This is a genomic window from Micromonospora gifhornensis, from assembly GCF_016863515.1.
GTDB classification, from domain to species: domain Bacteria; phylum Actinomycetota; class Actinomycetes; order Mycobacteriales; family Micromonosporaceae; genus Micromonospora; species Micromonospora gifhornensis.
On sequence record NZ_BOPA01000016.1, the window covers coordinates 34,150 to 50,726 of the forward strand.

19 protein-coding genes and 1 pseudogene are annotated in these 16,577 nt (G+C 72.5%); 11 read left to right on the top strand and 9 right to left on the bottom strand.

What is annotated here, in order from left to right; translation table 11 throughout:
* Positions 1-9 precede the first annotated feature (9 nt).
* Both Vgi01_RS31400 and Vgi01_RS31610 read right to left on the bottom strand, forming a co-directional pair.
* Positions 10-1,734 carry a sulfatase-like hydrolase/transferase gene (locus Vgi01_RS31400; protein WP_204290902.1) on the bottom strand — a complete coding sequence of 575 codons (1,725 nt, stop codon included), beginning with the start codon at positions 1,732-1,734 and terminating at the stop codon, positions 10-12.
* A 110-nt stretch (positions 1,735-1,844) separates the two neighbouring features.
* Positions 1,845-2,519: pseudogene (locus tag Vgi01_RS31610) on the bottom strand (CDP-alcohol phosphatidyltransferase family protein); the annotation flags it as partial.
* Positions 2,520-2,646: 127 nt separating this feature from the next.
* On the opposite strand from Vgi01_RS31610, the gene Vgi01_RS10625 reads away from it, so the two are divergent.
* The 8 genes from Vgi01_RS10625 to Vgi01_RS10660 all read left to right on the top strand — a co-directional run bounded on the left by Vgi01_RS10625 (position 2,647) and on the right by Vgi01_RS10660 (position 8,524).
* On the top strand, positions 2,647-3,627 hold the full coding sequence (locus Vgi01_RS10625) for a zinc-dependent alcohol dehydrogenase (protein ID WP_102656146.1): 981 nt from the start codon (positions 2,647-2,649) through the stop codon (positions 3,625-3,627).
* Between the two features lie 4 nt (positions 3,628-3,631).
* Positions 3,632-4,054, top strand: coding sequence for a 6-pyruvoyl trahydropterin synthase family protein (locus Vgi01_RS10630; RefSeq protein WP_013733787.1), 423 nt, complete (start codon positions 3,632-3,634; stop codon positions 4,052-4,054).
* Between the two features lies 1 nt (position 4,055).
* Positions 4,056-5,090: a glycosyltransferase family 4 protein gene (locus tag Vgi01_RS10635; protein WP_204290903.1), complete on the top strand. Its 1,035-nt coding sequence runs from the start codon at positions 4,056-4,058 to the stop codon at positions 5,088-5,090.
* Positions 5,087-5,938, top strand: coding sequence for a class I SAM-dependent methyltransferase (locus tag Vgi01_RS10640; protein ID WP_102656144.1), 852 nt, complete (start codon positions 5,087-5,089; stop codon positions 5,936-5,938). Before Vgi01_RS10635 ends, Vgi01_RS10640 begins: the two co-directional genes overlap by 4 nt.
* A gap of 128 nt (positions 5,939-6,066) precedes the next feature.
* Positions 6,067-6,963, top strand: coding sequence for a lysylphosphatidylglycerol synthase domain-containing protein (locus tag Vgi01_RS10645; RefSeq protein ID WP_232510889.1), 897 nt, complete (start codon positions 6,067-6,069; stop codon positions 6,961-6,963).
* A gap of 11 nt (positions 6,964-6,974) precedes the next feature.
* Positions 6,975-7,607, top strand: a complete 633-nt coding sequence (locus Vgi01_RS10650; protein WP_102656143.1) for a GTP cyclohydrolase II — start codon at positions 6,975-6,977, stop codon at positions 7,605-7,607.
* Positions 7,604-8,311, top strand: coding sequence for a RibD family protein (locus tag Vgi01_RS10655; RefSeq protein ID WP_102656142.1), 708 nt, complete (start codon positions 7,604-7,606; stop codon positions 8,309-8,311). The genes Vgi01_RS10650 and Vgi01_RS10655 overlap by 4 nt, the downstream gene beginning before the upstream one ends.
* A 15-nt stretch (positions 8,312-8,326) precedes the next feature.
* Positions 8,327-8,524 carry a GNAT family N-acetyltransferase gene (locus Vgi01_RS10660; RefSeq protein ID WP_204290904.1) on the top strand — a complete coding sequence of 66 codons (198 nt, stop codon included), beginning with the start codon at positions 8,327-8,329 and terminating at the stop codon, positions 8,522-8,524.
* On the opposite strand, the gene Vgi01_RS10665 is transcribed toward Vgi01_RS10660, so the two are convergent.
* Together Vgi01_RS10665 and Vgi01_RS10670 are read right to left on the bottom strand one after the other, a co-directional pair.
* Entirely contained in the window at positions 8,521-9,288 is a 768-nt protein-coding gene (locus Vgi01_RS10665; protein WP_204290905.1) for a hypothetical protein, read from the bottom strand. The genes Vgi01_RS10660 and Vgi01_RS10665 overlap by 4 nt on opposite strands.
* A 22-nt stretch (positions 9,289-9,310) precedes the next feature.
* Positions 9,311-9,592: a hypothetical protein gene (locus Vgi01_RS10670; RefSeq protein ID WP_102656141.1), complete on the bottom strand. Its 282-nt coding sequence runs from the start codon at positions 9,590-9,592 to the stop codon at positions 9,311-9,313.
* Between the two features lie 138 nt (positions 9,593-9,730).
* On the opposite strand from Vgi01_RS10670, the gene Vgi01_RS10675 reads away from it, so the two are divergent.
* Positions 9,731-10,492, top strand: coding sequence for a hypothetical protein (locus Vgi01_RS10675; RefSeq protein ID WP_204290906.1), 762 nt, complete (start codon positions 9,731-9,733; stop codon positions 10,490-10,492).
* A gap of 1 nt (position 10,493) precedes the next feature.
* A complete protein-coding gene (locus Vgi01_RS10680) occupies positions 10,494-10,892 on the top strand; it encodes an MmcQ/YjbR family DNA-binding protein (RefSeq protein ID WP_204290907.1) in 399 nt (132 codons plus the stop codon).
* Positions 10,893-10,915: 23 nt separating this feature from the next.
* Here Vgi01_RS10680 and Vgi01_RS10685 read toward each other — a convergent pair whose 3' ends face one another.
* Positions 10,916-11,446, bottom strand: coding sequence for a TetR/AcrR family transcriptional regulator (locus Vgi01_RS10685; RefSeq protein ID WP_204290977.1), 531 nt, complete (start codon positions 11,444-11,446; stop codon positions 10,916-10,918).
* A gap of 184 nt (positions 11,447-11,630) precedes the next feature.
* On the opposite strand from Vgi01_RS10685, the gene Vgi01_RS10690 reads away from it, so the two are divergent.
* On the top strand, positions 11,631-12,518 hold the full coding sequence (locus Vgi01_RS10690) for a Vgb family protein (RefSeq protein ID WP_204290908.1): 888 nt from the start codon (positions 11,631-11,633) through the stop codon (positions 12,516-12,518).
* Positions 12,519-12,548: 30 nt separating this feature from the next.
* On the opposite strand, the gene Vgi01_RS10695 is transcribed toward Vgi01_RS10690, so the two are convergent.
* The 4 genes from Vgi01_RS10695 to Vgi01_RS10710 form a co-directional block, all read right to left on the bottom strand.
* The gene (locus tag Vgi01_RS10695) at positions 12,549-13,085 is read right to left on the bottom strand and encodes an RBBP9/YdeN family alpha/beta hydrolase (protein ID WP_204290909.1); all 537 of its coding nucleotides are present in this window, start codon (positions 13,083-13,085) and stop codon (positions 12,549-12,551) included.
* A 62-nt stretch (positions 13,086-13,147) separates the two neighbouring features.
* Positions 13,148-13,732 carry a GNAT family N-acetyltransferase gene (locus Vgi01_RS10700; RefSeq protein ID WP_204290910.1) on the bottom strand — a complete coding sequence of 195 codons (585 nt, stop codon included), beginning with the start codon at positions 13,730-13,732 and terminating at the stop codon, positions 13,148-13,150.
* Entirely contained in the window at positions 13,725-15,764 is a 2,040-nt protein-coding gene (locus Vgi01_RS10705; protein WP_204290911.1) for a penicillin acylase family protein, read from the bottom strand. Before Vgi01_RS10705 ends, Vgi01_RS10700 begins: the two co-directional genes overlap by 8 nt.
* Entirely contained in the window at positions 15,761-16,567 is an 807-nt protein-coding gene (locus Vgi01_RS10710) for an ABC transporter ATP-binding protein (protein WP_013733801.1), read from the bottom strand. The genes Vgi01_RS10705 and Vgi01_RS10710 overlap by 4 nt, the downstream gene beginning before the upstream one ends.
* Positions 16,568-16,577: the final 10 nt, after the last annotated feature.

A 16,577-nucleotide genomic window follows, 5' to 3' on the forward strand; every position in this document is an offset into this window, starting at 1 on the left:
GGCTCGGCCTCAGCGGGACTGCGCCTGCGGCCGGGCCGGGGCGGAGCCGAAGGTGGTGAGGAAACGGTCGCGGAAGGAATCCATCGACCAGACCGGGGCGGCGGCGTCCGGGGTGAGGCCGTCCTGCCAGCCCCAGTCGGCGATCCGCTCCAGCACGGCGGGATCCTTCGCGATCAGGTGGATCGGCACGTCCGGGCTGGCATTGTCCCCGGTGACCACCGGCGCGGGCTGGTGGTCACCGAGGACCACCAGCACCGTGTCGTCGTCACCGTGGGTCTCCAGGTAGGAGATGAGGGTACGCAGGCTGTAGCTGACCGCGTGCCGGTAACCGGTGCGGGCCTGTGCCGTCGGCGTACCGATGATGCCCTTGCGGAACACCTCGCCGTCGTCGATGTCGTCCCAGTCGACGAGCGAGGGCACCTTGGTCCAGGGGGAGTGGCTGGAGACCAGCGCCAACTCGGCCATCACCGGCCGATCCCGCGGCCCGACCCGCTCCCGGGAGTGGAACTCGTTTATCGCGTACTGGTCGGGCATCGGGGAGAAGGCGAACCGGGGACCCCGGTAGCCGAGGTCAGGGCCACTGTAGAACTGCTCGTAGCCGTAGAACTTCCCCTCCGGCCAGGCCTGGTTGACCGCCGGCATCACCCCGACCGTACGCCAGCCTGCGCTGCGGAAGGCGTCGCCGAGGGTGAACCGGTCGCTGGCCAGCAGGCTCTTGTGCCGCTGGTTGTTGTCGATCCACAGCCCGGACAGCAGGGTGGCGTGTGCCAGCCAACTGCCGCCGCCGATGGTCGGCGAGGTGAGGAAGCCGCTGCGCGAGGAGAAACCGGCCGCCTGCAACCGCCCGGCGCCGTCGTCGAGCAGCCGCTGCACGGAGGCGAACTCCGGGTCGGAGACCGCGTCGCGGCCGTAACTCTCCACGAAGGCGATGAGCACGTCCTTGCCGCGCAGCCCGGTCAGCAGCTGGTCTGCGGGCACGTCGCGGAACGGGTCCGCACTCACCTCGGTACGGAACGCCGCCCGGTCGTTGATCCGTTCGCGGACCTCCGAGACGTGCTCGTAGACGATGGTGCTGGCGTTGCTGTCGGCGACCAGCACACCGGTCACGATCCGGGCCTGGAACGCGGCAAGCAGCGCCCAGACCAGGACCAGCGACGCGACGACCCGGGTGCCGGCGGTACGGTGCCGCGCCAGCAACCGGGACAGCCGCACCGTGGACAGCGCGGTCAGCACCGGAACGGCCAGCAGCACCAGCACGACGCCGACGGCGATGGCGATGGCACCGGGCCGGCCGATCGACTCGGCCACGAAGGCGAACGCCTCGTCCAGCAGGGACCAGTCCAGCACCAGGTCGAACGGCCGCCCCAACGACGAGTAGAACCCGAGGTCGCCGATCTTCACCAGCACCACCAGGCCGAGCAGCACTCCGGCCACGGCGGCGACCAGCCGGCGGGGTCGGCCGGGCAGCGCGAGCAGCGCGGCGGCGAGCAGCAGCGCCTCCAGCGGAATCCGCAGGAACGCGCCGGCCTGCATCCGCCACGGCTGGTTGGGCAGGGTGAAGGCGGCCAGGACCAGCACGACGGCCAGTACGGTGACCACCCGGGCCAGCATCCGTCGGCGGCCGGACGCGGCAGGGGCGTCGGAGGCTTCGGTCACCGCCTCGGCGTCCGGGAAGTCGGTCGTGGGAAGGCGCTCGGCGGTGTTCGTGGCGCGCGCAGCATCGGAGGTCGACAAGGGGTTCTCCTGGGTCAGCGCAGCGACAGGACAGGCGCGGGGGGCAGGTCGGGTTCCTCGACCCGGTCGAGCGGACGACCGCGCAGCGGCACCGTCGCGACGACGATCGGGGAGACGGTACGCGGCAGACGACGCCGCCACAGCCAGGCCACGTCCCGGCCGAACGACTCGACCAGCAGCCCGAGCGCTGCCAGCAGCACCAGCAGGGTCACCGGGGCGGGCAGCAGCTGGGAGGCGGCGACGGCGAGCACGATTCCCTGGACCGCGGCGACCACCTTCCGCCAGTACCGGGGCGGAAGCTGCGCGTCCATCCAGGGCAGCACCCAGCTCGCGGCGAGGAAGGCGTACCGCATCAGGCCGATGGCGAGCACCCAGACCCCGACCGACGGCGCCACGTAGAGGCTCAACATCAGCACCAGGATCGAGTCGACCTCCATGTCGAAGCGGGCACCGAGCCCGCTGACCGTCCCGGTCCGCCGGGCCACCTTGCCGTCGACCGCGTCCAACGCCAGCGCGACCCCGGTCAGCACCACCAGCACCACCGTCGGCGCGGGCCGGCCGGCGATCAGCGCGTCGGCGATCAGCGCGGTCACCGCCCCCACCAGCAGCCCCCGACCCATGGTGACCCAGTCGGCCGGGCCCAGCCGGGGCGAGTCGGTGCGCCGCAGCGCCCGGATGAGTGCCAGGCAGGTCACGGCACCGTACGTCAGGCCCGCGAGCCAGCCGGCGACGCCGAGGCCGACCGTCGTGGCGAGCCCGCCCAGCAGGACGACCTGGACGAGCATCCCGATTTGCGGACCGGTTCGAACTGTGGACACCGTGCCTCCGTGTTTATGATCGACGACCCCTGTCAGGAAGTACGGAAAACATGACGGATCGGTTCGGTCCGGACGCAGGTGAGGAGAAGAACCGGTGACGCGACCCGCTCGCGCCTTCTGGCTGCGCGCACCCGGTGCGGGAGAGATCCGACCGGTGACGCTACCCGAACCGGGCTCCGACGAACTGCAGGTACGCACCCTGTTTTCCGGAGTCAGCCGAGGCACCGAGACCCTGGTGTTCGCCGGCAAGGTGCCGGACAGCCAGTACGCCACGATGCGCGCCCCGTTCCAGGAGGGCGACTTCCCGGCCCCGGTCAAGTACGGCTACCTCAACGTGGGCGAGGTCGAACAGGGCCCGGCCCACCTGCGCGGACGTACGGTGTTCTGCCTGTACCCGCACCAGAGCGCGTACGTGGTGCCGGTCGACGCGGTGACCGTCGTACCGGAGCAGGTGCCGGCGTCCCGCGCGGTGCTGGCCGGCACAGTGGAGACCGCGGTCAACGCGCTGTGGGACGCGCCACCGCTGCTCGGCGACCGGGTCAGCGTGGTGGGCGCGGGCATGGTCGGCTGCGCTGTCGCGGCGCTGCTGGCCCGCTTCCCCGGCGTGGCGGTGGAACTCGTCGACACCGACCCGACCCGGGCCGAGGTGGCCGCCGCGCTCGGCGTCGACTTCGCCACCCCCGAGGCGGCGACCGGCGGCCGCGACCTGGTGGTGCACGCCAGCGCCAGCGCCGCCGGCCTGCAACGCAGCCTGGACCTGCTCGCCGCCGAAGGCACCGTGCTCGAACTGAGCTGGTACGGCGACCGCCAGGTGCAGCTCTCCCTCGGCGCGGCCTTCCACTCCGGGCGGCTGACCATCCGCAGCAGCCAGGTCGGCATGGTCGCCCCCGCGCGGCGCAGCAGCCGAGGGTACGCCGACCGGATGGCGCTCGCCCTCGACCTGCTGGCCGACCCGGTCTTCGACGCGTTGATCACCGGGCGGTCGGCGTTCGCGGACCTGCCCGACGTCCTTGCCCGACTCAGCGCCGGCAGCCTGCCCGCGCTGTGCCACCTCATCACCTACGACGGGGAGTGACTCCGTGTTCAGTGTGACCGTACGTGACCACATCATGATCGCCCACAGCTTCCGGGGCGACGTCTTCGGCCCCGCGCAGCGGCTGCACGGCGCGACGTTCGTGGTCGACGCCACGTTCCGCCGCCCGGATCTCGACGCCGACGGCATCGTGGTCGACATCGGGCTGGCCACCGACCAGCTCAAGGCCGTGCTCGGCGAACTGAACTACCGAAACCTGGACGACGAGCCCGCCTTCGCCGGCACCAACACCACCACCGAGGTGCTGGCCCGAACCATCGCCGACCGGCTCGCCGACCGGGTGCACGCCGGCGACCTGGGCGCCGGCGCGCACGGGCTGACCGGCATCACCGTCACCCTGCACGAGTCACACGTCGCCTGGGCCAGCTACGAACGGTCACTGCCGGGGGCGAGCGGCACCGGCGCCTGACGTGCCGAGCGTGCACGTGGTCCTGCCCGGCGACATCGACGATCCGGCCACGCCCAGCGGCGGCAACGGCTACGACCGGCGGATCTGCGCCGGGCTCGCCGCCGCCGGCTGGTCGGTGCGCGAACATCCCGTACCGGGAGCGTGGCCGACCCCGTCCCCGGCGGAACACGCCCGGCTCGCCGAACTGCTCACCGCCCTGCCCGACGGCGCGCTCGTCCTGGTCGACGGGCTGGTCGCCTCGGTGGTGCCGGACGCCCTGGCCACGCAGGCCCGGCGGTTGCGGCTGGTCCCGCTGGTGCACCTGCCCCGCGACGACGACACCGAGGCGCGGGCCCTGGCCAGCGCCACCGTCATCGTCGCCACCAGCACCTGGACCCGCGACCGGCTGCTGCACCAGTACGCGCTGCCGCCGTCGCTGGTGCACGTCGCCGCCCCCGGGGTGGACCCGGCGCCGCCGGTCACCGGATCGCCGGCCGGTTCGGCGCTGCTCTGCGTCGCCGCGGTCGCCGCCCACAAGGGCCATGACCTGCTGGTCGAGGCGTTGGCGGCGGTGACCGACCGGGACTGGACGCTTACCTGCGTCGGCCCGCTGCACCGCGAACCGGACTTCGTCGACCGGCTCCGCACGCAGATCACCACCCACCGGCTCGGCGACCGGATCCGGCTGGCCGGTCCGCTGTCCGGTGGCCGGCTGGCCGCCGCGTACGCCGCCGCCGACCTGCTGGTGCACCCGTCACGCGGGGAGACGTACGGGATGGTGGTCACCGAGGCGTTGGCGCGCGGCATCCCGGTGCTCGCCACGGCGGTCGGTGGCCTGCCCGACGCCCTCGGCCACGTCGGCGGGGAACGCCCCGGCGTGCTGGTGCCGCCCGAGCAGCCGGCGGCGCTGGCCGACGCGCTGCGCCGCTGGCTGGACGAGGCGACCCTACGGGCGCGGCTGCGCCGCATCGCCGCCCGGCGACGGAGCACCCTCGACGACTGGACGAGCACCACCACCCGGATCACCACGGCCCTGGAAGAGGCGATGGCGTCATGACCGAGCAGCAGGCAGTCCAGGATGCGCCCGTCGAGCTGCCGCCGGACTTCGCGCAGTGGCTCGCGCTGCGGGAGCCGGCCGACGTGGCCGCCCGCGCCACGGACCTGGTCGACACGGTACGCGCCACGCTGCCCGGCAGTACGCCGTACGTGGTGCATGACCTGGGGGCCGGCACCGGCTCGCTGGGCCGCTGGCTGGCCCCGCTGCTGCCCGGCCCGCAGCACTGGGTCCTCTACGACCAGGACCCGGACCTGCTGGCTCGGGCCCGCGCCGGCATGCCCACCGTCGCCGCCGACAGCGCGCCGGTGACGGTGCAGACCCGCCGCGGTGACCTGACCCGGCTCACCGCCACCGACCTGGCCGGCGCGGCGCTGGTCACCGCCTCGGCGCTGCTCGACATGCTCACCGCCGCCGAGATCGAACGGCTGGTCGCGGCCTGCGCGGAGGCCGGCAGCCCGGCGCTGTTCCTGATCTCGGTCACCGGCACCGTGCAACTGACCCCGGCCGACCCCCTCGACGTCGAGATCGCCGACGCGTTCAACGCCCACCAGCGCCGCGCCGTGGGGGCCCGTCGACTGCTCGGCCCCGACGCCGTCGACGCCTGCGCGGCGGCGTTCACCCGGCACGGAATGACCGTGCAGACCCGGCCCAGCCCGTGGCGGCTCGGGCCGGAGCAGGCCGCCCTGACCGCGCAGTGGTTCACCGGCTGGCTCGACGCGGCCTGCGAGCAACGCCCGGAACTTGTCGATCTCACCCACGAGTACGCCAAGCGTCGACGCAACGAGGCTAACGCGGGCCGACTCGGGGTACTGGTCGATCACACCGACCTGCTGGCCGTACCCCGTTGAACCGGCGGCCCGCGAGTTACGTGCGTACAGTCAGGGAAAGATCACCATGCCGGGAGGCTTGCGTGGCGGACGAAGCTGGTGACGTCGGGTCCACGGCGGCCCCGACCGGCCGGTCCTTCTGGGGCTGGCTGCGCCTGGCACTCGGGCTCGCCGTGCTGGTGGGGCTGCTGTGCTGGCTGGGCACCGGGCCGTTCCTGGCCGGGCTGCGCCTGATCGACGCCCCCGCGCTGGCTGCCGCGCTGGCCTTGGGCGCGCTCACCACCGTCTGTGTCGCCTGGCGGTGGAGCCTGGTCGCCGGCGGGCTCGGCGTGGGGATGCCGCTGCGCGAAGCCGTGGCCCACTGCTACCGGGCCGTCTTCCTCAACGCCACCCTGCCCGGCGGGATCCTCGGCGACGTGCACCGGGCGGTACGGCACGGCCGTGACGTCGGTGACGTCGGTCGGGGCATCCGGGCCGTGGTCTGGGAGCGTGTCGCCGGCCAGGTCGTCCTGGTCGCCGTCGCCGTGGTGCTGCTGTTCGCCTTCCCGTCGCCGGTGCGACCGTACCTGCCGGTGGCCACCGCGGTCGTGGTGACCGCGCTTGTCGCCGTGGTGCTGGCCGCCCGCCTGCTGCCGCACTCGGGTGCCTCCCGGTTCACCCGCGCGATGGTCACCGCCGTGGCCGACGTACGTGCCGGGTTGCTGGGCAAGCGCACCTGGGCCGGGGTGCTGGTCGCCTCCGCGCTCGCGGTCGCCGGGCACCTCGCCACGTTCCTGGTGGCCGCCCGAACTGCCGGTTCCACCGCCCCGCTGACCCTGCTGCTGCCGTTGACCCTGCTGGCCCTGCTCGCGATGGGGGTGCCGGCCAACGTCGCCGGGTTCGGCCCCCGCGAGGGGGTGGCCGCGTGGGCGTTCGCCGCCGCCGGCCTGACCGCCGCCGAGGGGGTGGCCACCGCAACGGTGTACGGCGCCCTGGTGCTCGTCGCGAGCCTGCCCGGAGCCGCCGTGCTGCTGGCCCGTCGTGTCCGTGTACCCGCCACCGTCTGACGAGGAGAGCCATGTCCGAATCACTGCCTGCCGCCACCATCCGGACGCAGGTCACCGTGCCGCTGCGCTTCTCCGACGGATACCAGACCACCGCCCGGCTGCACACCTTCGACGGGCTGGTCGACGGTCGCGAGCACCTCGCCTTCGCCCTCGGTGACCACACCGCCGCCGGGGCGGTGCCGCTGGTCCGTCCACACAGCGAATGCCTGACCGGCGACGTGTTCGGCAGCCAGCGCTGCGACTGCGGTCCCCAGCTGCGCGAGGCCGTGCAGCGCATCGCCGAGGCCGGCGGGTACCTGCTCTACCTGCGGCAGGAGGGTCGCGGCATCGGCCTGTACGCCAAGCTCGACGCGTACGCCCTGCAGGACGCCGGGCTGGACACCTTCGAGGCCAACGTCGCTCTCGGCCACGACGAGGACGAGCGGGACTACACCGTCGCCGCGCAGATGCTCACCGCGCTGGGCGTCGGGCCGATCGCGGTGTTGACGAACAACCCGGAGAAGACCGACCAGCTCAGCCGGCTCGGCGTCACCGTGACCGAGCAGGTGCCCACCGGCATGTTCCTCTCCCCGGCCAACGCCGACTACCTCGCGGCGAAGGCCAGCCGCGCCGCCCGTGCCGCCGACCTCCCCGCAGTCCGGTGACCGGCCCGGCCACGGCCCGCCGGCCGTACGTGCTGCTCAGCTGCGCCACCTCGATCGACGGCTACATCGACGACGCCACCGACGAACGGCTGATGCTGTCCAACGACGCCGACCTGGACCGGGTCGACGAGGTACGTGCCAGCTGCGACGCCATCCTGGTGGGTGCCGGGACCGTCCGCCGCGACGACCCCCGCCTGCTGGTGCGCTGCGACCGCCGCCGCGCCGACCGGATCGCCCGTGGCCTGCCGGAGTCCCCGATCCGGGTGACAGTGACCGGCTGCGGGGACCTGGACCCGGCGGCCCGGTTCTTCACCGTCGGTGACACCGAGCGGATCGTCTACTGTGCCAGCGCCGCCTTGGAGAAGACCCGGCACCGGGTGGGGGAGCGGGCCACAGTGGTCGACGCCGGTGACCCGATCGACCTGTCCCGGGCCCTGACCGACCTGGCCGACCGAGGAGTACGCCGACTGCTTGTGGAAGGTGGTGCCCTGGTCCACGGCCAGTTCCTCACCGCGGGGCTCGCCGACGAACTGCACCTGGTGGTGGCCCCCTTCTTCGTGGGCGACCGTCGGGCACCCCGCTTCGTCGGCGACGGCCGGTTCCCGTGGCATTCCGCCCGACGCGCCCAGGTGGTCGAGGCCCGCCAGATCGGCGACGTGGTGCTGACCCGCTACGCCCTGTCGGAACGCTGCGAACTGGCCTAGCGTCCGGATCCCCTCGTGCTGACGGTCTGCGGCCTGCATCGGTTGCAGGTCGAGACGCTGGCCGACAACGCCGCGATGATCCGAGCAGCCACCCAGGCCGGGTTCGTGCGCGAAGGCACCCTGCGCCGCGCGGCATGGGTGCATGGGGAATTCGCTGACCAGGTCGTTCTCGGGCTACTCGCCACCGAATGGGACGCCGACGCGCGGGGCTAGGTGCCAGGCTGTGGCACCCACCGGTCGCCGAGGGCTGTGTGGAGGGCCAGCAGGACAAGGCTGATCACGATCGACGCGAGGATGCCCAGTCCGAGACCAAGGATGCCGCTGTCTCGCCGGTCAACGTGCCCGGCCGGAGTCGCCGAAGCCGACCACGGGTGCTCCCGGGCCCACCAGTACAGCAACCCGAGGCCGTACGGTGTGATGGAGATCAGCCAGAACCAGAACCACCGAGTGCCCCGTACCGGAGCCGGTCCGGCGACGACGACGCCGACAGAGATGACAGCGAGGACGAGACCCGCCCAGATGACGACGGGTGTCGGTAGGTGGAGTGCGCCGGCCCGGTGTTCGAGGCCGGAGGCTCGCAGGTCCTGCGCGACACCGATGGCACCAGGCCCGGAGTAGCTGCCATTGTCGACGGTGTCGGTGATGGTCACCTGGTCGAACCGGTCGGTGTCGGTCCAGTGCCTCCGGCCGTCGGGGGTTCTCCACGCGAACAGGGGACCGAGGGTGTCGGAGCTGTGCAAGGCGGGAGTGTCGAACCATCGTGGAGGGGTGCTGACGTCCCATCGGTCGCCCCACTGGTATGCCGTGATGCGGCCCGCAGCGGCGTCCGCCCTCGCCTGGTCGTAGCCCTGCTGCCGGGGAGCCGTCCACCAGGTCATCCCCGCCGCGAGCAGCCAGAGGAGAACCAGAGCGAGCCGCAGCGCAGGCCACCACCGCCACGTTCGTCCGGCCGGTGCGCCGGGTGCGCCTTCATTCATGACCAGCAGCTCCCGTCGCTTGTCAGTCCGTTCCCCCTCCGCCACCGCCTGAGCCGAAGTGTGCCGCGTCGCCGTAGACGGCGTTCTCCGCGATGGCGGCGGAGTGCCGGTCGGGCACCCCTCCGCCCGGCCCGACGACGCCGCGACGAGGGCGCGGCGAATCACGGCGGATGGCACGCATGGCGGATCGTGCGGCTGCCGCCTTCTCCTCGACGGTCTGCGGCTGGCGACGGCCACGCCTGTAGATCAGGACTGCGATGCCCATGGCGAGCCCGATGCCGGCGAGCAGGAGATACCACCACATGTGCTCACCGTAGAAGGGGCGTGCATCTGCCGACGAGGCGCAGCGGGATAACCGTTGGTGGCCGTGGCACGGGGTCGGGCAGCATCAGGGCATGATGCTTCTCGTTCCCTGCGACCCGGTGCGGCTGGAGTCATCAGGATGACGACCACCTACCGGCTGCTGCGGCAGACGAGCCGCACCTCGCGATTCGCTGCGGTCACCGTCGAGGTTGCGCCATCGAGTGGGCCTGAGGTGGAGGTGACCGCTGCCGTCACCACAGCACACCGACGGGAAGCCGACCTGGGCGCTCGGTGGGCGCTGCGCGGCCTCCCGGCGGCGGCGAAGGTCACGGTGACCGACGTGCTCACCACCGAGGTCGACACGACTACGGGAGACGTCCACGAGGCCACCGCCCGCGCCGTGTGGCAGGCCCTGGGCATCGAACACCCGACACCGTACGTGGGGTTCGGCGACCCTCGGATGGTCGCATCCTGGCTCGACGACATGGCGGGCCGACGGCTCGAGGCGGTGACGGAAGCCCGGTACTGGTACGCCGGACGATGCGAGCCCGACGCTGCGAGCCTGCTGCACGCGTGGCTGCACTTCGAATCCGCCCTGCCCGTCGGCCTGCACGGCATGGGTGACCGGTTGATGCTGGCGAAGGAGGGCCCGTACCCCTCCTACGACATGGGTGAGTACGGGGAGACAAGGGTCGGCCCGGCACTGGGTCCGGGCGTACTGTCCGGGTTCGTCGGGGCCAGACTTGTCGACGGCACCGTGATCATCGGCCCGGACGGCGACCTGATCTGCGCTGCTCTGATGCTGCGGTCGGCCGTCCCACGGTCGGATTCGGCAGGACACGCACTCGCGGGCCGATGGAGCAGGGCGAAGCAGGGCAGCCGGGATGTGGTTACCTTCTGATATGCCGCATCCCATCATGTTCGACGAGGCGGACCCGATCCTGGGCCGGGTGCGGACGCTCGCCCTGGCCTTCCCCGACGCGGCCGAGAAGGTCTCCCATGGACGTCCCGCCTTCTTCACCACGAAGGTCTTCGCCTACTACGGCGGTTCGGTGAAGGTCGACGGCGTCTATCGCCAGCACGACCAGTCGGTGATGGTGCTTGTCGACCCCGAGGAGCGCGCGGCGCTGCTGACGGAGGAGCGGTGCTTCGTGCCGGCCTACCTGGGCCCCTCCGGCTGGGTGGGGGTGGACCTGACCGACGACACCAGCTGGGACGAGGTCGGCGAACTGCTCGACGCCAGCTATCGACTCACGGCCGGGGCCCGCCGGATCGCGCGGCTCGACGCCCGGCAGCCCTGAGCATCGCGCAGCCGCTCGGCAGCTCAACCGTAGGCGCCGGCGCGGGCGGCGGTGGCTGCGCTGCGGGCCACCTGTTCGGGAAGGCGGGGGTCGGGCGCGGACCGCAGGAGTACCAGTTCGTGGTACAGCGGGGCGGTGGCGGCGATGAGCAGCCGGCGCGCATCGATGCCTGCCGGTATCTCACCGCGGTCGACGGCGCGCCGCACGATGTCGGTGCAGCGGTCGTACCGGTCGGTCCAGAAGGCACGTAGGGCCGTGGCGGCCTGTCCGGATCGGAACGACGCGGCGATCAGCGCGACGGTCACCGGATCACCGGTCAGTGCGCCATGGACCTCCTGGTTCACCTCGACCAGGTCGCCTTCGAGTGAACCGGTGTCGGGTGGACGCCAGGCGTCGACGCTGGCCTCGTGCAGGACGTCGGCCAGCAGGCCACCGACATCCCGCCAGCGCCGATACACAGTCGTGCGGTGTACGCCGGAGCGCTCAGCCACCACGTCGATGCTCAGCGAGTCGTAGCCGTGCTGCACCAGCTGGGCGAGGGCGGCGTCCAGCACCCGACGGCGTACCGCGGCACTGCGCCCACCGGGGCGGCGCGCCCGGTCGGTCGCGGAGTCGTCGGGAAGTTCGCTTGTCGGTCGTGGCGACGCCATGCCACGATGCTATCGCTACATGTGTAGTTTTAGTGAACGGGACCGAGATCGAAGCCATCGCCGTCGCAAACGGACTGGAGCAGACGCCATGACCGTGATTGAGGAGTACGGGGTGGTCGACCCCGGTGCCGGCCCGTACGGCATCACCACCGGCCCCGACGGTGCCCTGTGGTTCACCCTCGTCCACGCCGGCCAGATCGGACGCATGGTCCCGGGCGAGGAACCCACCACCTACCAACTCGACCCGGCCGGGCAGCCCACGATCATCACCACCGGCCCCGACGGTGCGCTGTGGTTCACCGAGTCTCGGGCCCACCACATCGGCCGGATCACCACCGGCGGGGTGATCACCCGATTTCCGGTGCCCAGCCGCGACGGCGGCCCGTACGGCATCGCCGCCGGGCCCGACGGTGCCCTGTGGTTCACCGAGATGAACGCCGACCGCATCGGCCGGATCACCCCCGGTGGAGAGAGCACCGAGTTCCCGCTCCCGGTCACCGGTGCCTACCCCTCGGCCATCACCGCAGGCACCGACGGCGGCATGTGGTTCACGATGAACCAGGCCAACGCGATCGGCCGGATCGACATGGACGGCACCATCACCACCTGTCCGCTGCCGACGGAAGCCGCCGCCCCGGTGGGCATCACCACCGGCCCCGACGGCGCGATCTGGTTCGTCGAGATCGCCGCCGGCCAGATCGGGCGGATCACCCCCGACGGCACGATCACCGAGTTCCCGCTACCGGACCGCGCCGCCCGACCGCACGCCATCACCAGCGACGGCGATGGCCGCCTGTGGTTCACCGAGTGGGCGGGCAACCGGGTCGGGTCCATCACCACGGACGGGATCATCGACATCCACGACCTGCCGACCCCTCGCTCGGAGCCGCACGGCATCACCCTCGGACCCGACGGGGCCCTGTGGACGGCACTGGAAAACGGAGCGCTGGCCCGCATCGCCATCCCCGGGCGATGACGGCGACGCGGACCGACCTGGCGCGAAGCGTCAGGGGATGAGCCGGTCGAGCAGGTCGAACCGCTCGAACGGCTGGTCGTAGTCACCGAAGTGCCCGTCGTCGCGCACGATCTGGGTGCCGCCGAGCCGCTCGAACATGGCCCGTCCCTGCCGGTCGTCGCAGCCGTACGGATCGGTGCGGGAGTTGACGAAGTAGATGTCCCGCACGTGCTCCCGGATCGCAGCCCAGCCGTAGCTCGGTTGCAGGACCGGCTCCTCCTCGGCGTTGGGTGGGGTGCAGTAGCCGGCGACCAGGATCGCCTGGGCGACTGTCACGTCCAGGTGTTCCAGGAGCGCGAGCAGCAGGGCCGCCCCGCCGGAATGCCCCACCAGGACGGTGTCCTCGTCAAAGGTGTGGCTGCCCAGCACCTTCGGCAGGAACGTGGAGATCGGCTCGACGTTGATGCCCGGGTGGTGCGGCACCTCGACGGCATATCCCCGCGTGGCGAGCCGCCCGGCCAGCCAGCGATACCAGCAGTTGTCCGGGCTGCCGCCGGTCCCGTGGAAGATGATCGCGTTGCGTCCCACCGTGCCCCCATCCGAGTTTCGCCGATCCAATCACCCGAGTCCGACACAATCGGCGGGCCGGCTCACCGCCCGTGGGCTGAAACGGCGGCGGGTGGGCCGTCGGCGGGGTCCGAGGCGCGGTCGAGGAACATCAGTCGGGCCCGCTTGTGCGGCAGGTCGATCAGCGGCCCTTCGGCGAAGCCTGCCCGCTTCAGTCGGGCGATGGCCTTGTCGTTGCGGGCGTCCGGCTCCATCACCAGCCGCAGTCGGGTGGGGTCGGTGAAGACGAATGCGATGAACTCGGCCAGCAGGGTGCCGGTGAAGCCCGGCTCGGGCCGTACCGGGGTGCCGATCAGCAGGTGACCGCCGTGGTCGCCGGGGCGTACCGGGTAGCACTCGCCGACCGGGTCGTGTTCGGGCTGGTAGGTCTGGAACAGCGCCACCGGCTGCCCGTCGCGCAGGGTCAGCCAGGCGTGGTGGGTGGGCAGCGAGTCGACGTACCGGTAGATCTCGGCGACCCGGTCGCGGTCGGCGTCGCGCATCCCCCAGAACCGGGCCCGTTCCTGGCTGGTCCAGCCATGGATGACCTCGGCGTCGGCGTCGGGATCGACCGGCCGGAAGGTGACCGTCCCGAAGCCGGGGACCTGCCGCTGGTAGTGGTCAGTCATCGTGCTCCTCGGTCAGCCGGTCCCAGTCGCCTGTCACCTCGATCAGGTCGCCGCGTACCCACAGGGGCAGTTGGTCGTCGTGGTGCGGCCCGGCGCCGGTGGCGCCCAGCGGCACCACCCACCGGCTGTTCTCCCGCCGGCCCAGGTCCCACACGTAGCGGGCGGACGGGCCACGTCCGCACAGGTCGGTGACGCCGGGAATGCTGGAGGTGGCCAGCACGCAGTCGTGGTCCCCGGCCAGTTCCGGTCCCGGTGCGGCGGCCGGGTCGGGCAGCGCCCGCCACGCCGCGAGCCGGTGCCGCTCACCCCAGCGGCGGGTGTCGTCGGCCGCCGCGACCTGTTCGGCCGCCGTCCGCACCAGTTCCGCCGGGTCGAGGCCGGGCAGGTCGGCGCGCAGCAGCGAGGGCAGCGCGTACCCGATCCGGGGCAGCAGGGTCAGCCAGGGCGTGAACACCTCCGGGTGGGCCGGTGGTGTGGTCAGCTCGGCCAGCGCCGGGTGGGCGGCGAGCGCGTGGACCACCGCCGCCCGCAGGTCGGCGAAGCGGGCCGCGTCGACGCTGTCGGCGGCCATCCGGCGGTCCCAGCGCAGCAACCGATCCCGCAGCGCCTGCGCCGGTGCGCTGAGACCGTCGACGTCGGCGAGCAGGTCCAGCAGCGGTCCGGCCGCCGCCAGGTAGGTGTCGGTGTGCACGGAGGCCATCTGCTCGGCCCGCCAGTCGGTGCGCTCGCCGAGCAGCTCACGGATCCGGTCGGCCCGGTACGGCGGGGCGTACTCCACGCCGAGGCCGGCGGAGATGCTGCGTTCGTTGGCCATCACCGCAACCTGGTCGACCGGGCGTTTCGGCATCGGATGCCAGCCCTGCCAGGCGTACGCGGGCTCCCAGGCGGGCACCACCCGCAGCCCGTTGTCCGGGTGTCGGCGGGGGACCCGGCCGGCGACCCGGTGCAGCAGCCCACCGGCGGTGTCCGCGGCCAGCACCACGTTGACCGGCTCCACCCAGCCGTCGAGGGCGGCGTCCAGATCGCCGACGGTACGGGCGCGCAGCAGCGCGGGCAGTACGGCGAAGCCGAGGTCGCCGGTGACCCGGGGCGGATACCGCAGGCTGACCGTCACCTCGGGCTGCTCGTCGGGGCCGCCGGAGATCACCGGCCCCCGCTCGGTCTCGATCACCTCGACCTCGACCGGATCAGCACCGGCCACCTCGATGGTCTCGACGTGCCGGTGCACCGGCTGCCACCCCTGCTGCCCGTACGCCTGCACGCCGTCACCGTCGCGGCGCAGCCGTTCGGCGTACACGTCCTGGTAGTCGGCGGAAGCGTTGGTGATGGCCCAGGCGACCGTGCCGGCGTGCCCGAAATGCGCGATGCCCGGTACGCCGGGCACGGCGAAGCCGAGCACGTCGTACTCCGGGCAGGCCAGCCGGATCTGCTGGTAGATGCCGGGGGCCTCGATGAAGCGGTGCGGGTCACCGGCGATCAGCGCCGTGCCGGTGGCGGTGCGCTCGCCAGCCAGCAGCCAGCCGTTGCTGCCGGAGGTGCCGTGCCCGTCGACGGCGAACAGTCGGGCCGCGCCCGGACCGAGCCGGCGGATCACGTGTTCGCGCCAGAGCTTGCCCGGGAAGCCGGCGAAGAGCACATGGTGGCCGAGCCAGATCGCCAGCGGCGTCCACGGCTCCCAGCGTCCGGGGTTCAGCCCGGTGGCGGCGAACTCGGGTGCGCGTGCCGCACCGGCGGCCAGCCCGGCGTTGACCCCGTCGACGTAGCGACCCACCCACGCGGCGGTCGCCGGGTCGAGGGCGGCGTGGCAGCGGCGGGCGGTGTCGTCCAGCCGTACCCGGCGGGCGAAGCTGTCCCAGCTCAGCGCCTCCGGCCCGAGAAAGGCGGCGCTGCTGCCCTGGGAGCGGTGCCGTTCCACCTCGATCTGCCAGGCCCGGTCCCGCGCGGTGACCCGGCCCTGGGCGAACGCCAGCGCCTCATGGTCGTCGGCGCGCAGATGCGGAATCCCGTACCCGTCGCGGTACCGCTTGCTCATGCCCGGCCTCCGGTGCGGATGCGGGCGGCCGGGATGACAAGCGGGGTGCCGGTCTCCGGGTCGTCGATGACCCGGCAGGGCAGCCCGAATACCTCCTCGACCAGCTCGGCGGTGACGATCTGGCCGGGCTCACCGGCGGCCACCACCCGTCCGTCGCGCATCGCGATCAGGTGGGTGGCGTAGCGGGCGGCGTGGTTGAGGTCGTGCAACACCGCGACAAGGGTACGGCCCTGTTCCTCGTGCAGCCGGGCGCACAGGTCGAGGACCTCGATCTGGTGGGCGATGTCCAGGTAGGTGGTCGGCTCGTCGAGCAGCAGCAGCGGGGTCTGCTGGGCCAGCGCCATGGCCAACCAGACCCGTTGCCGCTGGCCGCCGGAAAGCTCGTCGACCAGCCGGTCGGCCAGGTCGGCGACACCTGTCGCGGCCATCGCCTCCGCCACGATCCGTTCGTCGTCGCGGGACCACTGGCGCAGCAGCCCCTGGTGCGGGTAGCGGCCCCGGGCCACCAGGTCGGCCACCCCGATGCCGTCCGGCGCGATCGGCGACTGCGGCAGCAGCCCGAGGGTACGGGCCACCGCCCGGGCCGGCCGTCGCTGGATGTCCTCACCGTCGAGCAGCACCGCCCCGACGGCCGGTTTCAGCAGCCGGGACAACGCCCGCAGCAGGGTGGACTTGCCGCAGGCGTTCGGGCCGATGATGACCGTGAAGGACCGGTCCGGCACGGCGACGGTCAGGTCGTCGGCGACCACCCGCCGTTCGTAGGCCAGCCGCAGTCCGCTGCCACCCAGCCGGGAGGTCGGCATGCTTGTCGCT